Annotated in this window: 13 protein-coding genes and 3 pseudogenes; 15 read left to right on the top strand and 1 reads right to left on the bottom strand. The window is 54.1% G+C overall.

The genetic code is table 11. From position 1 onward, the window contains the following. The 5 genes and pseudogenes from xylJ to DU29_RS0126915 form a co-directional block, all read left to right on the top strand. Positions 1-242 (top strand): annotated as a pseudogene (gene xylJ, locus DU29_RS01000000130560) (2-hydroxypent-2,4-dienoate hydratase); the annotation flags it as partial. A gap of 20 nt (positions 243-262) precedes the next feature. Then, positions 263-1,186: an acetaldehyde dehydrogenase (acetylating) gene (locus DU29_RS0126930; RefSeq protein ID WP_016355711.1), complete on the top strand. Its 924-nt coding sequence runs from the start codon at positions 263-265 to the stop codon at positions 1,184-1,186. 13 nt (positions 1,187-1,199) lie between these two features. Continuing rightward, complete coding sequence (dmpG, locus tag DU29_RS0126925; RefSeq protein ID WP_016355712.1) at positions 1,200-2,240, top strand: 4-hydroxy-2-oxovalerate aldolase; 1,041 nt, start codon at positions 1,200-1,202, stop codon at positions 2,238-2,240. Continuing rightward, a complete protein-coding gene (gene dmpH / locus DU29_RS0126920) occupies positions 2,237-3,031 on the top strand; it encodes a 2-oxo-3-hexenedioate decarboxylase (protein WP_028624491.1) in 795 nt (264 codons plus the stop codon). Before dmpG ends, dmpH begins: the two co-directional genes overlap by 4 nt. Before the next feature lie 48 nt (positions 3,032-3,079). After that, on the top strand, positions 3,080-3,271 hold the full coding sequence (locus DU29_RS0126915; RefSeq protein ID WP_004575912.1) for a 2-hydroxymuconate tautomerase: 192 nt from the start codon (positions 3,080-3,082) through the stop codon (positions 3,269-3,271). Positions 3,272-3,473: 202 nt separating this feature from the next. Here DU29_RS0126915 and xylS read toward each other — a convergent pair whose 3' ends face one another. Then, complete coding sequence (gene xylS / locus DU29_RS0126910) at positions 3,474-4,436, bottom strand: XylDLEGF operon transcriptional activator XylS (protein ID WP_028624490.1); 963 nt, start codon at positions 4,434-4,436, stop codon at positions 3,474-3,476. Positions 4,437-4,888: 452 nt separating this feature from the next. On the opposite strand from xylS, the gene DU29_RS0126905 reads away from it, so the two are divergent. The 10 genes and pseudogenes from DU29_RS0126905 to DU29_RS0126860 all read left to right on the top strand — a co-directional run bounded on the left by DU29_RS0126905 (position 4,889) and on the right by DU29_RS0126860 (position 17,076). Then, the gene (locus DU29_RS0126905; RefSeq protein WP_028624489.1) at positions 4,889-6,589 is read left to right on the top strand and encodes a sigma-54-dependent Fis family transcriptional regulator; all 1,701 of its coding nucleotides are present in this window, start codon (positions 4,889-4,891) and stop codon (positions 6,587-6,589) included. A gap of 129 nt (positions 6,590-6,718) precedes the next feature. Further along, a pseudogene (locus DU29_RS01000000130555) lies at positions 6,719-7,915 on the top strand (ISL3 family transposase). A 741-nt stretch (positions 7,916-8,656) separates the two neighbouring features. Then, a pseudogene (locus DU29_RS1000000133835) lies at positions 8,657-9,055 on the top strand (alcohol dehydrogenase catalytic domain-containing protein); the annotation flags it as partial. Positions 9,056-9,097: 42 nt separating this feature from the next. After that, a complete protein-coding gene (locus DU29_RS1000000133450) occupies positions 9,098-9,703 on the top strand; it encodes a zinc-binding dehydrogenase (RefSeq protein WP_050483195.1) in 606 nt (201 codons plus the stop codon). A 31-nt stretch (positions 9,704-9,734) separates the two neighbouring features. Continuing rightward, positions 9,735-11,198: a benzaldehyde dehydrogenase gene (locus tag DU29_RS0126885; RefSeq protein WP_028624486.1), complete on the top strand. Its 1,464-nt coding sequence runs from the start codon at positions 9,735-9,737 to the stop codon at positions 11,196-11,198. A 24-nt stretch (positions 11,199-11,222) separates the two neighbouring features. After that, on the top strand, positions 11,223-12,332 hold the full coding sequence (xylM, locus tag DU29_RS0126880) for a xylene monooxygenase subunit XylM (protein WP_028624485.1): 1,110 nt from the start codon (positions 11,223-11,225) through the stop codon (positions 12,330-12,332). A 149-nt stretch (positions 12,333-12,481) separates the two neighbouring features. After that, entirely contained in the window at positions 12,482-13,534 is a 1,053-nt protein-coding gene (locus DU29_RS0126875) for a 2Fe-2S iron-sulfur cluster-binding protein (protein ID WP_028624484.1), read from the top strand. A gap of 195 nt (positions 13,535-13,729) precedes the next feature. Continuing rightward, a complete protein-coding gene (locus DU29_RS0126870; protein WP_028624483.1) occupies positions 13,730-14,830 on the top strand; it encodes an NAD(P)-dependent alcohol dehydrogenase in 1,101 nt (366 codons plus the stop codon). A 133-nt stretch (positions 14,831-14,963) separates the two neighbouring features. Next, on the top strand, positions 14,964-16,346 hold the full coding sequence (locus DU29_RS0126865; RefSeq protein WP_236645663.1) for an OmpP1/FadL family transporter: 1,383 nt from the start codon (positions 14,964-14,966) through the stop codon (positions 16,344-16,346). Between the two features lie 376 nt (positions 16,347-16,722). Continuing rightward, positions 16,723-17,076 carry a hypothetical protein gene (locus DU29_RS0126860; RefSeq protein WP_004575902.1) on the top strand — a complete coding sequence of 118 codons (354 nt, stop codon included), beginning with the start codon at positions 16,723-16,725 and terminating at the stop codon, positions 17,074-17,076. Positions 17,077-17,150: the final 74 nt, after the last annotated feature.

The following is a 17,150-nucleotide window of genomic DNA, read 5'->3' as shown; positions in this document are numbered from 1 at the left end:
GCGGCATGCTGGTGGAAAAGAACGGCCAGCTGCTCTCGACCGGTGCCGGCGCCGCGGCGCTCGGCTCGCCGGTCAACTGCGTGGCCTGGCTGGCCAACACCCTCGGCCGGTTCGGCATCGGCCTGAAGGCCGGCGAGGTGATCCTGTCCGGCTCGCTGGTTCCGCTGGAGCCGGTCAAGGCAGGCGATTTCATGCGCGTCGAGATCGGCGGCATCGGCAGCGCCTCCGTGCGCTTCATCTGATCGAACAGAGGACAACCCCCATGAGCAAGAAACTCAAGGCGGCCATTATCGGCCCCGGCAATATCGGTACCGATCTGGTGATGAAGATGCTCCGTTCCGAGTGGATCGAGCCGGTGTGGATGGTCGGCATCGACCCCAACTCCGATGGCCTCAAGCGCGCCCGCGAATTCGGCATGAAGACCACAGCCGAAGGCGTCGACGGCCTGCTGCCACATGTGCTGGACGACGACATCCGCATCGCTTTCGACGCCACCTCGGCCTATGTGCATGCCGAGAATAGCCGCAAGCTCAACGCGCTTGGCGTGCTGATGGTCGACCTAACCCCAGCGGCCATCGGCCCTTACTGCGTGCCGCCGGTCAACCTCAAGCAGCACGTCGGCCGCCTGGAAATGAACGTCAACATGGTCACCTGCGGCGGCCAGGCAACCATCCCTATGGTCGCCGCGGTCTCCCGCGTGCAGCCGGTGGCCTACGCCGAGATCGTCGCCACCGTGTCCTCGCGCTCTGTCGGCCCTGGCACGCGCAAGAACATCGACGAGTTCACCCGCACCACCGCCGGAGCCATTGAGCAGGTCGGCGGCGCCAGGGAGGGCAAGGCGATCATCGTCATCAACCCGGCCGAGCCGCCGCTGATGATGCGCGACACCATCCACTGCTTGACCGACAGCGAGCCGGACCAGGCCGCGATCACCGTCTCGGTCCACGCGATGATCGCCGAGGTGCAGAAATACGTGCCCGGCTACCGACTGAAGAACGGCCCGGTGTTCGACGGCAACCGCGTGTCGATCTTCATGGAAGTCGAAGGCCTGGGCGACTACCTGCCCAAGTACGCCGGCAACCTCGACATCATGACCGCCGCCGCGCTGCGCACCGGCGAGATGTTCGCCGAGGAAATCGCCGCCGGCACCATTCAACTGCCGCGTCGCGACATCGCGTTCGCGTGAGAGGAGTAGCACCATGAATTTGCACGGCAAGAGCGTCATCCTGCACGACATGAGCATGCGCGACGGCATGCACGCCAAGCGCCATCAGATCAGCCTGCAACAGATGGTCGCGGTGGCCAAGGGCCTCGATGCGGCAGGTATGCCGCTGATCGAGATCACTCACGGCGACGGCCTTGGCGGTCGTTCGATCAACTACGGCTTCCCGGCGCACAGCGACGAGGAGTACCTGCGCGCCGTGATCCCGCAGCTCAAACAGGCCAAGGTGTCCGCCCTGCTGCTGCCCGGCATTGGCACCGTCGAGCACCTGCGCATGGCCCTGGACTGCGGCGTCTCGACCATCCGGGTGGCCACCCACTGCACCGAGGCGGATGTTTCGGAGCAGCATATTGGCATGGCACGCAAGCTCGGCGTCGACACCGTCGGCTTCTTGATGATGGCGCACATGATCAGCGCTGAGAAAGTCCTTGAACAGGCCAAGCTGATGGAAAGCTATGGCGCCAATTGCATCTATTGCACCGACTCGGCCGGCTACATGCTGCCCGATGAGGTCAGCGAGAAGATTGGCCTCCTGCGTGCCGAGCTGAATCCGGCCACAGAGGTCGGTTTCCACGGACACCACAACATGGGCATGGCCATTGCCAACTCCCTGGCTGCCATCGAGGCAGGTGCAGTGCGCATCGATGGCTCAGTCGCCGGCCTCGGCGCCGGTGCCGGCAACACCCCGCTGGAAGTGTTCGTCGCGGTGTGCAAGCGCATGGGTGTGGAGACCGGTATCGACTTGTACAAGATCATGGACGTCGCCGAGGACCTGGTGGTTCCGATGATGGATCAGCCGATCCGCGTCGACCGCGACGCCCTAACCCTGGGCTACGCCGGGGTGTACAGCTCGTTCCTGCTGTTCGCCCAACGCGCCGAGAAGAAATATGGCGTCTCGGCCCGCGACATCCTAGTCGAACTGGGCCGACGCGGCACCGTCGGTGGCCAGGAAGACATGATCGAAGACCTGGCCCTGGACATGGCGCGGGCTCGTCAGCAGCAGAAGGTGAGCGCATGAACCGTACTCTGATCCGCGAACAGGTGCTGGCCCTGGCCGAGCACATCGAAAATGCCGAGCTGAATGTCCACGATATCGGCAAGGTGACCAACGATTTTCCCGATATGACCTTCGCCGACGCCTACGACGTGCAGTGGGAAATCCGTCGGCGCAAGGAGGCCCGCGGCAACAAGATCGTCGGCCTGAAGATGGGACTGACCTCCTGGGCGAAGATGGCGCAGATGGGAGTGGAAACGCCGATCTACGGCTTCCTCGCCGATTACTTCAGCGTGCCGGACGGCGGCGTAATCGATTGCGCCCAGCTGATCCATCCGAAGATCGAGGCGGAAATCTCGGTGGTGACCAAAACGCCTCTGCACGGCCCGGGCTGCCACCTCGGCGATGTGATCGCGGCGATCGACTACGTGATCCCCACCGTCGAGGTGATCGACTCGCGCTATGAGAACTTCAAGTTCGACCTAATCAGCGTGGTCGCCGACAACGCTTCCTCGACCCGCTTCATCACCGGTGGCCGGATGGCCAGCCTGGAGGAGGTCGACCTGCGCACCCTCGGCGTGGTCATGGAGAAAAACGGCGAAGTGGTCGAACTCGGTGCCGGCGCCGCGGTGCTCGGCCATCCCCTGTCCAGCGTGGCGATGCTGGCCAACCTGCTGGCAGAGCGCGGTGAGTACATCCCGGCCGGTACCTTCATCATGACCGGCGGCATCACCGCCGCCGTGGCGGTGGCGCCGGGCGACAACATCACCGTGCGCTACCAGGGGCTTGGCAGCGTCTCCGCGCGCTTCGTCTGAGCCATCCGGCCGCCCAGCCCGGGCGGCCTCTTCTTCAGGAGGCACACCATGCCTATTGCCCAGATCCACATCCTTGAAGGCCGCAGCGACGAGCAGAAGGAAACCCTCATTCGGGAAGTCAGCGAGGCCATCTCGCGCTCCCTGGATGCGCCGCTGACCAGCGTACGAGTGATCATAACCGAGATGCCCAAAGGCCACTTCGGCATCGGCGGCGAACTGGCCAGCAAGGTCAGACGCTGAAAGTGGAGATGCGCAAAGGCATTTCGGGTCGAAGAACCCGACCTGGATTGGCAGGCGGCCACAAAGAGCGCGGGCAAACGCCGGCACAGCAGCGCTATGCAGCTATCGCCAGTGGAGTTTGAGAAACGCTATTTCAGAGCTTGGAGAGTGTCTGGGAATGCCGGGGCGATTCAACCCATCCCTTCTTCGGCTACGTTCGTAATCAAGCCACTTCCTTGCATTGACGCAGGGTGTCGGAAGGCAACTCGCCGAACGCGCTCCTATAGTTTTCAGCGAAACGTCCCAAATGTAAGAAGCCGTAGTCTAGGGCTATCTCAGTTATACTACGCACATTGGCACTGGGATCGCTCAAGCAGGCGCGGATGCTTTCGAGCTTACGGTTGCGGATGTAGTTCTTCGGCGTGGTGCCGGCATGCTTCTCGAACAAATTGTAGAGCGAGCGTGGACTCATCATCGCCAGCTCCGCTAACCGCTCAAGGCTGATATTGCGTTTGAGATTCTCCTCAATGAATTGAACGACTCGCTCGAAAGACGGGCTACCTTTGCTGAAAGTTTCGCGGCTGACATTGCTGCCCAGCATTTCGAGCAGCTTGGAAGCGATGATCCCCGCATAGTACTCTTGGACCCGAGGCATCGACTTTGTATGTTCAGCTTCGTCACAAGCTAACCCGAGTAGATTGATAAAGCCATCGAGTTGCTGGAGATTGTGTCGCGCGGCGAAACGGATACCCTCTCTCGGCTTGTGCCAATTGTTCTCACTGCATGCCCGATCAAGGACCACTGAGGGCAATTTAACGATAAATTTCTCGCAATCTTCTGAATAGGTCAGGTCCGCTTGGTCATCCGGATTGAGCAGCAATAGTTCGCCCGGCGCAAAATAGTGCTCCTGGCCATGGTCACGCCACAGGCAATGGCCTTTGAGTATTATTTGCAGATGATAACAGGTCTCCAAACCAGGCGAGATCACCCTCACGCTACCGCCGTAGCTGATTCGACACAGGTCGAGGCCTCCGAAGATTCTGTGGTGCAGCCTGCCTGCCGGGCGCCCGCCCTTGGGCAGGCGAATAGAGTGCGTACCGACATACTGGTTAACATAGTCGGAGACTGCATAGGGCTCGGCATGGACGAAGATCTGACTTTTCTCGTTCAATAAGCGAAAATCCATAGCTCACGGTTCTCTTATTTTTATGTGGGCTGCTTGGTGTGATGTAGAAAGGCGCCAGGTCAATGAAAATGCATCTCGACGTGATGCGTATACGGTTTACCCCCATTGCCACGTTGCGCCAACCTTTTTGCAATCAGTGACCACCTTGCAACGCAAAAACAATGCCAAGAAGAACGAAAACGTTCTTTTTAAGAAGCGAGAACACCAGAAAACATTCAGTTCATGCTGTCGGGGCATACGGCGACGAATTGGCGGATAAAGGGATCGGCGTTGAGGTGGATTTCAGTTAATCAATTGGTTAATTTTTCAGGACCACCTAAGCAAATGCTAAAGTGGTAAATGGAATGCTGAGCCGGCAAGCACAGGCCTTGACGTTGCAAGGTAGTCATGACCGCAGTGAGCCTCTAATGTGCTGCGGGGTGGATCATCCCGATAAAAACAAGAGGAAAACAATGTCCCTTATATACAGACCCAAGATGCAGCATGAGGATATGCAAGACCTTAGCAGGCAGATCCGTTTCGTTGCCGCCGAAGGCAAGATCTGGCTGGGAGAGCAGCGCATGCTGCTAATGCAGCTATCTACGCTGGCCAGCTTCCGTCGCGAAATTATCAGCTTGATCGGTATCGAGCGGGCCAAGGGTTTCTTCCTGCGGTTGGGCTATCAGTCCGGCCTGATGGATGCCGAGCTGGCACGCAAGCTGCGGCCGGCCATGCGCGAGGAGGAGGTGTTCCTGGCTGGGCCTCAATTGTATGCGCTCAAGGGGATGGTCAAAGTACGCTTGCTGACAATGGATATCGCCATCCGGGACGGACGTTTCAACGTGGAGGCCGAGTGGATTGATTCCTTTGAAGTGGATATCTGCCGTACTGAGCTGGGCCTGATGAATGAGCCCGTCTGCTGGACGGTGCTAGGCTATGCTAGCGGCTATAGTTCGGCATTCATGGGCCGCAGAATCATTTTCCAGGAAACTAGCTGTCGCGGGTGCGGTGACGATAAATGCCTTATCATCGGCAAGACCGCAGAAGAGTGGGGCGATGTCGGCAGTTTCGAAGCCTACTTCAAAAGCGACCCGATCGTAGACGAGCGCTACGAACTGCAGACCCAGGTTGCCAACCTGCGCAACCGCCTGAAACGGTACGATGGGCAGTATTACGGCATTGGCCATTCGCCAGCCTACAAGCGCATCTGTGAGACCATCGACAAGGCTGCACGTGGCAAGGTTTCGGTCCTGCTACTGGGTGAGACTGGGGTGGGCAAGGAGGTAATCGCGCGCAGCGTGCATTTGCGCAGTGAGCGCGCAGAGCAACCGTTCGTCGCGGTGAACTGTGCGGCAATTCCGCCGGATCTGATCGAGTCGGAACTGTTTGGTGTCGATAAGGGCGCCTATACGGGCGCGGTCAATGCACGCGCTGGACGTTTTGAACGGGCCAACGGCGGCACCATCTTTCTTGATGAGGTGATCGAATTGACGCCGAGGGCCCAGGCCACCCTGCTACGGGTATTGCAGGAAGGAGAGCTAGAGCGGGTCGGCGGCGACCGCACGCGAAAAGTCGACGTGAGGTTAATCACCGCAACAAACGAGAACCTGGAAGAGGCCGTCAAGATGGGGCGCTTTCGCGCAGACCTGTTCTTTCGGCTGAATGTTTTTCCCGTGCATATCCCGCCGTTGCGCGAGCGAGTGGAAGATATCCCGCTGCTGGTCGAGCATTTTCTTAGAAGGCACCATAAGGAATACGGTAAGAAGACTCTTGGCTTGTCTGATCGAGCGATGGAGGCCTGCCTCCACTACCAATGGCCAGGCAATATCCGCGAGCTGGAGAACGCCCTTGAGCGCGGGGTGATTCTTACCGAGAGCAACGAAAGTATCAATGTCGAGTCGCTGTTCCCGGGGTTGGCGACGGCTACTGAAGGCGACAGGCTATCGAGCGAGGGCCGGGTGGTGGAGGAGTCCGGTGACAGTTGGTTTAGGCAAATTATCGACCAGGGCGTCAGCCTCGAGGATCTCGAAGCGGGTTTAATGCGCACGGCCATGGACCGTTGTGGGCAGAATATCTCACAGGCGGCGCGGTTGCTGGGATTGACCCGCCCGGCAATGGCCTATCGACTTAAGAAGCTTGACCCCAGCTTATCTGTGAAAGCAATGGGCCGATAGCTGCCTTGCGCCAGGTTTGGGCCTTTCTAAGGTCCTTCGCGGATTCTGGGGAAAGAGCGAGTTGACAGGCAGGGAAGTGGGTAAATTGGCAGTCGCTCAACATCCCAACCCCCACACCCTGCTGTCACCGTGCATCCTATTGATCTTGCCGCTTTCTGGCCAGGCTACGACGACGTCGCCTCTCGCCCCGTAGCTGAAAATACCCTGCTGATCGAGCTCGAACCCCAGGCCACGCGAGTGCCCCGGTGTGGGCGCTGTCTGCAGCCCTGTCCGTTGATTCACGAACGGCGTCTACGCCACGTGCGTGACCGCGACCTGCTGGATCAGCGGGTGTTGCTCCAATTGCCCGTGCGTCGCGTCGACTGCCTGCGGTGTGGGCGGGGTGACCGAACGGATCGATTGGCTGGAGCCGGCTTCCCGCCTGACTCGACGTTTGCAAACCTGGCTCGAGGGCTTGTTGCGGATACTGCCCATCAGCCACGTCAGCCAGTTCACCGGCCTGCATTGGCACACCCTCAAGGCCCTCGACAAACGCCGCCTGGAAGCGGAGGCAGGCGCCATCGAGCCGGGCGACGTCCGGCGCCTGGGGATGGACGAGTTCGCCCTGGACCAGCGCCATCGCTACGCCACGGTGATCATGGATGCGGAGCGAACACGCGTGCTGTGGGTCGGCCACGGCACCAGTCGCCAGGCGATTCGCCCATTCTTCGAGTGGCCCGGTGAGCATTGCCAGCACATCGAGGCGGTCGCCATGGACATGAACACCGCTTTCGACCTGGAAGTGAAGCGGCACTGCCCTCAAGCCGAAGTGGTGTACGACAATGTTCCATGGGGTGGCGCGCTACGGTCGTGAGGTGATCGACCGTATCCGCGTCGACCAGGCCAACCTCCTGCGCGATAACAAAACAGCGCGCAAGGTGGTGGTCAAGCGCAGCCGCTGGCTGCTGCTGCGCAACGCTGAGAACCTCAAGGACGGCCAAGCCGTGCAGTTGCAGGAGTTGCTCGCCGCCAACCAGCCGTTGGCTACGGTCTATCTGCTCAAGGACGCACTGAAGGAAGTCTGGTACGCCCCGAGCGTATGGGAAGGCTGGCAACGCTGGCGGGCCTGGCTACGGCATGCCCGTGACAGGGGCTTAGCGCTTCGCCAAAAACCTCAGGCGCTATATCCGCGGCATCCTCGCCAGCGCCCGTTTTCCCATGCATACCAGCCTGCTGGAGGGCGTGAACAACCGTATCAAGGTGATCAAGCGCATGGCCTATGGTTTCCGGGGCTCGGACTACTTCTTCCTGAAAGTCAAGGCTGTCTTCCCCGGGAAAGCGCGATGAACCTTTTTTATCGCTGCCTTGATCAAATCGACAGGTGGTTATGCGCGATTGATGATTTGCTCAAATACAGCCAGCGTGCTGTAGATTTTCTCTCATACCCCCCCTTTCTTTTTTACAAAGAAAATCAATAATTTAGATGAAATAAGGGGATCGGTATAAGCAATGGCATGGCGGTTGCTAGCTATACGAGACTTAAAATAAAAATAGTGGAGACCCTTCAATGTTGTATTTTCTCAACTCTGTTCAGATTGGTTGCTTTCGCCATGTATATCCTCAAAGCGGGCCAGCCGTAGCCGTTACGCCTGGAGTCTGTGACGCTGGCCTAGTGCTTTCTGAGGGCGAGCCCAAGAAGGCTAGCCCGACCACCAATTTTGGTGAGGCCAAGGTCATTGGCGTGCGTGCGACTTTGCGCACCATTTTCGTCGCAGTTATCGGCTTCATCTCTCGTGATAGGGGTTATAGATGCCAGTCCAACGGTGCGGCTGCATCAATCTTCAATCTCATCGCTAACCTCAACCGACTATATGCCCAGGTCTGCAACGATATATCCAGCCTGTCGCGCATTCGCTCGAGCCTTAGTCATCTACCGCAGTCACAGCTGCAGCGACATTACTAACTAGTCGTGTCGATCTCGGAAGCTGTGCGTTTGTTGCCGAGAACTTGGCTGCATGTGATGCATTAAGTGATTTGATATCGACGTCCTTGCTACCTATAACATTTGACGTCTACATAGGTGATTCAATGCTCGCGATAAGGAAAACTAAAGCAGGGCCAGGAGGGCTATCTGTCGATGATGTGGCCGCCCCTAAAGAGGCCCACAGTACTGACGTGCTGGTGAAAGTTGAAGCGGCCGGTATCTGTGGTACTGACTTGTTGATCTATAAATGGGGCGAGTTCGCCAAAAGAATGAAACTCCCCACTATCTTGGGTCATGAAGTTAGCGGGGTGATTGAACAGGTCGGATCTGACGTTAAAGGTCTAAGGCCTGGGATGCGCGTCAGTCTGGAGAGTCATCTCCCTTGTGGAACGTGCTACACGTGTCGACGCGGTTGGGCGCATGTTTGTCCTAAGACGCGGTATCCGGGGGTCGACTTTGATGGAGGCTTCGCGTCTTTCGTTGTGGTTCCGGAAAGCGTGTGTTGGCCGGTGCCGTGCGGAATTCCTCCGCTCCAGGCGGCAATGATGGAGCCGTTCGGGCTTGCGGTGCATGCAAGTCTGGAGGGTTCTGGGGTTTCGGGATTGAATGTTCTTGTTTCTGGTTGCGGTCCGATCGGACTTATGAACATTGCAGCCGCCAAAGCACTGGGAGCAAGCAAGGTCATTGCAACGGACATTCATCCTCTGCGCCTCACTGCAGCAGCCAAAATGGGGGCGGATGAATGCATTAATGCAGCTGAAGAGAGCGTTTATAAGACTGTGCGTTCGCTGCTCGGTGAGAGGGGAGTAGATGTTGCAATTGACTATTCTGGGCAAGCAGCGGCGTTAAAGGAGCTTATTCAATCCATCACCCATGGTGGTGAGTTGCGACTGATGGGCGTCCCGTCACATGATATTTTGCTCAACTTAGAGGAGTGGCTTTTCAAAGGCCTTATTGTACGTGGCCTGCATGGCAGGCGTCTGTATGAAACATGGGAGCGTTCAACTAGCTTATTGGTTACAGGGCGTGTTGATTTGTCTTCGCTCGTATCGCATCGATTGCCACTATCGGCGGCAGAGGATGCGTTCGAAATGGCCCTAAATGGTCAGTCCTTGAAAATCCTGTTTGAGCCCAATGGCTCATGTATCTAATTTATAACTTTGAAGTTAAGGAGGCATAATTATGCGGGAAACAAAAGAGCAGCCTATCTGGCACGGGAAGGTGTTTAGTTCTAATTGGGTGGAGGCGCAGGGAGGTGTTGCCAATGTTGTAGACCCGTCCAATGGAAACATTATTGGCGTTACGGGCGTGGCTAACGGCAAAGATGTCGATGCTGCTGTTAACGCAGCTAAGAGAGCGCAAAAGGAATGGGCCGCAATACCATTTAGTGAAAGAGCCGCTATTGTCCGCATGGCTGCCGAAAAACTAAAGGAGCGCGAACATGAGTTCGCCGATTGGAACGTGCGGGAATGCGGCGCGATTCGCCCGAAGGGCTTATGGGAGGCCGGAATTGCCTATGAGCAAATGCATCAAGCTGCGGGTTTAGCTTCTTTGCCCAATGGTACGTTGTTTCCATCGGCTGTCCCAGGGCGCATGAATCTTTGTCACCGCGTACCGGTTGGCGTGGTGGGTGTAATTGCACCTTGGAACTTCCCGTTGTTTTTAGCAATGCGTTCGGTAGCACCAGCCTTAGCGTTGGGTAACGCGGTGATCTTAAAACCCGACCTTCAGAGTGCTGTCACCGGGGGGGCGCTCATTGCCGAAATCTTTTCCGACGCTGGCATGCCTGAAGGTGTTCTTCATGTTCTTCCTGGTGGAGTCGACGTAGGAGAGTCGATGGTTGCAAACTCCGGAATTAACATGATTTCTTTTACCGGATCCACACAGGTGGGCCGGTTGATCGGAGAGAAATGCGGGAGAATGCTGAAAAAGGTTGCGCTTGAACTGGGTGGTAACAATGTCCACATTGTGTTGCCTGACGCCGATTTAGATGGGGCCGTCAGATGCGCTGCTTGGGGTACGTTCTTGCATCAGGGCCAAGTGTGTATGGCTGCCGGACGTCATTTAGTACATAGAGACGTTGCTCAGCAATATGCAGAGAAACTGGCGCTACGTGCCAATAACTTAGTGGTGGGAGATCCAAACTCGGATCGAGTACATCTCGGCCCCCTTATCAATGATAAACAGGTAGTTCGCGTCCACGCGCTCGTCGAATCTGCACAAAGGGCCGGTGCTAAGGTTTTGGCAGGAGGTACATATCAAGATCGCTATTACCAAGCAACCGTAATCATGGATGTGAAACCTGAAATGGAGGTTTTCAAATCTGAAATTTTCGGTCCGGTGGCTCCGATCACTGTTTTTGACAGTATTGAAGAGGCGATTGAATTAGCAAACAGTTCGGAGTATGGCTTGGCTGCGTCTATTCATACAACGGCGCTGGCGACTGGTCTGGACATTGCGAAGCGTCTAAACACCGGTATGGTCCATATTAACGATCAGCCAATCAACTGTGAACCGCATGTTCCTTTCGGTGGAATGGGTTCTTCGGGGAGCGGTGGACGGTTTGGCGGACTTGCAAGTATTGATGAATTTACCCAATCTCAATGGATTAGCATGGTTGAAAAGTCAGCTAGCTATCCCTTCTGAGTTAATAATAAGTAGGAGATAAAAATGGATACCGTTCGTTACTACCTGATCCCTCTTGTTACTGCGTGCGGGCTAATCGGATTTTTCTATGGCGGCGCCTGGGTTTGGCTCGGGGCGACAACGTTCCCTGCGCTAATGGTGCTTGATATCGTTTTGCCAAGGGACTTTGCAGCAAGAAAGGTCAATCCATTTTTCGCAGACCTTACTCAATACTTACAGCTACCGTTAATGATCGGTCTATATGGATTGCTAATTTTCGGGGTAAAAGGCGGGAAGATCGACCTAGGTCAGCCATTACAAGTGGTAGGGTGCATCCTTTCTTTGGGTTGGCTAAGTGGTGTGCCAACTCTTCCAGTTTCGCATGAGTTGATGCATCGTAGACACTGGTTGCCTAGGAGAATGGCGCAGCTACTGGCCATGTTTTATGGTGATCCGAACCGAGATATTGCCCATGTCAACACACATCATCTTTACCTAGATACGCCCCTCGATAGCGACACCGCGTATCGTGGACAGACAATTTACAGTTTCGTGATCAGTGCAACCGTTGGTTCCGTTAAGGAAGCGATAAAGATTGAGGCTGAAACTTTACGTAGAAAAGGAAAGTCGCCATGGAATTTGTCTAATAAAACATATCAATATTTCGCACTCTTGTTTGCTCTGCCTGGTCTGGTCACTTTTTTAGGAGGGGCGACTTTAGGACTAGTTACGATTGCTGCAATGATTATTGGGAAAGGGATAGTTGAAGGTTTTAATTACTTTCAGCACTATGGTTTAGTACGCGACCTAGATAAGCCTATCCTCCTGCACCATGCTTGGAACCATATGGGAAGGATTGTACGCCCGCTTGGTTGCGAGATTACCAACCATATTAATCATCATATTGACGGCTATACACGGTTCTATGAGTTGCGTCCGGAAAAAGAAGCCCCGCAGATGCCTTCGCTCTTTGTGTGTTTCCTTCTAGGGCTTATTCCGCCTCTTTGGTTCGCTCTCATTGCAAAACCAAAGTTGAGAGACTGGGACCAGCGGTACGCAACTCCAGGTGAGCGCGAACTGGCTATGGCTGCAAATAAAAAAGCGGGATGGCCACTGTGGTGTGAAAGTGAACTGGGTCGGGTGGCTAGCATTTGATAATACAGGCAGTCTAAACCGTTTCGACTGAGACCGTAGATAAGCGAAGAGCGAACGAACTCTACGGTCTCTTTTTGAAAAAAACGTTCCAAATGGGACAAAGTTTCCGTTTTTTCTAATTAACGGGCGTCTAACTGAGCAATGGGTTTATGAATGAGTTTTTTAAGAAAATCTCTGGTTTATTTGTGCCGCCTCCGGAATCTACCGTTTCAGTCAGAGGGCAGGGGTTTCAGTTTAAGGTGCCACGCGGGCAAACCATTCTGGAAAGCGCTCTGCATCAAGGAATTGCCTTTCCGCATGATTGCAAAGTCGGATCTTGTGGGACATGTAAATATAAACTGATATCTGGCAGGGTCAATGAGTTGACCTCTTCTGCTATGGGTCTGAGTGGCGATCTGTATCAGTCCGGCTATCGTTTGGGTTGTCAATGCATACCAAAAGAAGATCTCGAGATAGAGCTAGACACAGTGCTCGGGCAGGCGTTAGTTCCAATAGAAACGAGTGCCTTGATTAGTAAGCAGAAACGGCTGGCGCACGATATAATCGAGATGGAAGTAGTGCCCGATAAGCAGATAGCCTTCTACCCCGGCCAGTATGCAGATGTAGAATGTGCAGAATGCTCTGCTGTAAGGAGTTATTCTTTTTCCGCTCCGCCCCAACCTGACGGCTCCCTGAGCTTCCATGTTCGCCTTGTCCCAGGTGGAGTTTTCAGTGGTTGGCTATTTGGTGGCGATCGTACAGGAGCGACACTAACCCTGCGAGCGCCTTATGGACAGTTCGGGCTCCATGAGAGCAATGCCACGATGGTCTGCGTAGCCGGCGGAACGGGGCTTGCTCCAATTAAATGTGTTTTGCAGAGCATGACCCAGGCCCAGCGAGAGCGTGATGTGTTGTTGTTCTTTGGAGCTCGTCAACAACGTGACCTATATTGCCTCGACGAAATAGAAGCGCTGCAACTCGATTGGGGTGGGCGCTTCGAGCTTATTCCAGTTTTGTCCGAAGAGTCTTCTACGTCGTCATGGAAAGGGAAACGTGGCATGGTAACCGAGTATTTTAAGGAGTACCTCACTGGGCAGCCTTATGAAGGATACCTTTGCGGGCCGCCCCCTATGGTGGACGCTGCCGAGACCGAGCTCGTTCGACTTGGTGTTGCGCGGGAATTAGTGTTTGCGGACCGTTTTTATAATAGACCTCCTTGCTAGCAGTAGCAGAAGCTTACAAGTTTAACTGTGGTTCGATGCATAGTCTAGCTTACGGTATTCGAGCTAATCGGTGAGTTAATGATTGGAATCGTCTTGCGGCCAAAAATTGATGGCAGTGAGATAAATAGGTTGTTGTCCAAAAGGTTGGTAAAGATCGGTTTATAACTTTAGTCTAAAATAAAGAGGGAGATGGAAATGGAAATCAAAGCAGCAATAGTTCGCCAAAAAAATGGCCCGTTCTTACTTGAGCATGTAGCTCTTAATGAGCCAGCTGAAGATCAGGTTCTCGTTAGATTGGTTGCAACCGGGCTGTGTCATACGGATCTGGTTTGTCGCGATCAGCATTATCCGGTTCCACTACCGATGGTATTTGGGCATGAAGGGGCTGGTGTGGTTGAGCGGGTTGGGTCCGCGGTCAAAAAGGTTCAGCCGGGCGACCATGTTGTTTTGACATTTTATACCTGCGGGAGTTGTGATGCTTGTCTTTCCGGAGACCCTACCAGTTGTGCAAACTCATTTGGCCCTAACTTTATGGGGCGCTCGGTAACCGGGGAGTGCACCATCCACGATCACCAAGGGGCAGAGGTGGGAGCAAGCTTTTTTGGGCAGTCCTCCTTTGCGACATATGCGCTATCTTATGAACGTAACACTGTGAAGGTTACAAAAGACGTACCGCTTGAGTTGCTTGGGCCTCTTGGTTGTGGCATTCAAACTGGCGCAGGGTCTGTTTTGAATGCGCTTAATCCGCCAGCGGGTTCTTCTATCGCGATCTTTGGTGCCGGGGCCGTAGGCCTTTCGGCAGTTATGGCTGCCGTTGTGGCGGGGTGTACGAAAATCATCGTTGTCGATGTCAAAGAGAATCGCCTTAAATTGGCCGATGAGCTTGGGGCGACGCATGTGATTAATGCAGCAAGTTCTGATCCAGTTGAGAAGATTAAGGAAATTTGTGCTGGCGGCGTTCCGTATGTGCTCGAAACTAGCGGTTTGCCTTCGGTTCTTCAGCAGGCGATCCTCAGCTCCGCCATAGGTGGTGAGATAGGTATTGTAGGTGCACCACCGATGGGTGCCACAATTCCCGTTGATATTAATTTTTTACTGTTTAATCGTAAGCTTCGAGGTATTGTTGAGGGGCAATCTATTTCGGATATATTTATTCCAAGATTGGTGGAACTATATCGTCAAGGGAAGTTTCCATTTGATAAATTGTTAAAGTTCTATTCCTTTGATGAAATTAATCAGGCAGCGGAGGACTCGGAAAATGGAATAACCCTTAAGCCAGTGCTTCGAATATCCTAAAATTAGTATTATTAAATTATCATTGGCGCGCCGTTCTCATATACGGCGCAGCTAAATTCCAGAGCGGTATTTCATCCTCCCCCCTTCTTTCTAGGGAAGGGCAGTATAATTATAATAGATGGTGAGTGCTAAGATGATGAGAAAAATTACGGTCGGTTCGATTTTAAGTTGTCTATCATGCTATGCGCTAGCGACGGACGGGTTGTTTTTAGAGGGCTTTGGGCCAATTTCGAGAGGCATGGGAGGGACAGCTGTTTCTAATTACGTCGGGCCTGCATCAATGATGGTTAACCCAGCGACAATGGGTTTGTCAGATGCTACAGATGAAGTTCTACTCGGTTTCGACCTTATTACAACAGATATAAGTGCCTCGAATCTTGCTACGGACGAAAAAGTGTCATCAAGCACGCACTCTCAGAATAGAGGGCCTTATGTTGCCCCTCAGCTAGCGTTTACCCATAAGATTTCAAACTGGACCATTGGCGCAGGCATGTTTGCACAAGCTGGCGTAGGTGTTGAATATGGGAGGTCTAGCTTTTTGTCTCGCGGTGACGTTGGTGGGAAGGGTTATGCTACCGGCGCTGAGACGGGGCTTGAGAACTCGAGTCGTTTGTTTATTCTTGACGTGCCTTTCGCCGTAAGTTTTCAAGTTAATGATCGTCTTGCTGTCGGCGGATCGCTTGATGCAAAATGGACCGGTTTAAATCTTGATTATTTGCTTGGGATGAACCAGTTGGGTAGTCTGGCGAAAAATGGGCGAGCGTCTGGTTCCTTACTGGGATTGATAGGTACGTTGCCTGATCCGCAGGGCGTACATTTAAGCGTTAGCAAAAATAAAGCAATTGCGAGTGGTGCAGATGGTTGGGGGATCTCAGGTAAGTTAGGCTTGCTGTACAAGGTAACTCCCATAACAAATTTTGGTGCTTCCTATATGTTCAAAAGTCATATGAATGATTTAGAGGGGCGAGGGACTGTTACTGCTGTGGATGGTATCATTGGGAATGTGCCGATTGAAGGGGACGTTCGTTTTTTGAACTTTAATTCCCCTGCCAAGCTTGATCTAGGGCTGAGCCATCAGTTTACGGATAAATTTTTGGTCGCTTTTGATGTTTCTCGTGTTTTCTGGAAGGATGCTTTGAAGGATATTAAGGTGGGGTTTTCCAGTGACGTCGGAGGGGTTGATCTTAAATTACCTCAAAACGCTAAGGATCAAACGATAGTGGCGATCGGAACTTCGTATGCCGCTACCCAGAATTTAACTTTGCGAGCAGGATACCGTCAGGCTACTCAGCCATTCAACGACGAGGGTTTGCTTGCCCTAATACCAGCAGTTCTACAGAAGCATGCCTCCTTAGGTTTTAGCTATAATTTCTCTCAATCGAGCAGATTTGATGCTGCATATTCGCACGCCTTCGAGAGCAGCATGACCAATAGATCGGCTTACAACACTTCGTCACCTGTCAGGTCGTCCATGGCACAAGATAATTTCGTCATTGGCTATAATTATTCATTCTGATAGTAGAATTGAAATCGCCCATAGCGAAGAACCTGAAGTTCCGGGTTAGGGAAGCGCTGATATATTCACATTACGCTTGGTCGTCCCCACGGAAACCGTGGTTTCCAGGCCTGCTGTCCGGCTATAGCATGAATACTTCAGCGTTTTCCTAGTTATGATGTAATTCGCTATCTTTGTTGGCTTGATCTTCCGTTACTAAAAGCGGGTTGGTTGAAGTAGCGGAGTAGGCATACTTGGAATCTGAGATACGCTCCGCGCAAATCGGGCTGTGGACGATAGGCCATGCTGTTGGCGACGATCCGGGCACTTAGGGACGTTTGGGGCGCGGTGACTGTTGACCGTCATTCTTAAAACATATTAAGTTGGGTATAAATCGATGGTACTTATTCAGTGGGCTTTCTGGGTGTTGGCTGCGGCTGCTGCGGGCGGGTTGTTCTTAGGGTTGCTGTCGAAAAGGAAAGTGCGTTATCCCTCTTGGTTCGGCTTGGGGCATGGCGGGCTGGGCTTGGCGGGTCTCATGACGCTGGTCTATGCTTTGTATACCGCCGGACCAGAAGCCGCGTTCCCGCAGGCCGCGTTCTGGGCACTCGGTCTGTTGGGAGCAGCGTTTCTGGGGGGGGCGCTGTTTTTCGGCATACTGTTCCGCCAAGCCAAACCTTGGTGGGCGATCGTGGGTCACGGTGGCTTGGCGCTGGCCGGCGTCGTCGTGCTGTTTTTTGCCGCCTACTGAGGCTGGCGGGGCCCTACCTGGGGCCCTTCACATCATTGATGTCTCCGGCCCCCCCCCCCCGATGTCAAACTTCA

The organism is Pseudomonas sp. Ant30-3 (assembly GCF_000690905.1).
Classification (GTDB): Bacteria; Pseudomonadota; Gammaproteobacteria; order Pseudomonadales; family Pseudomonadaceae; genus Aquipseudomonas.
The sequence above is the reverse complement of the archived record's forward strand: the minus strand, read 5'-3'. Positions and strand labels throughout refer to the sequence as shown.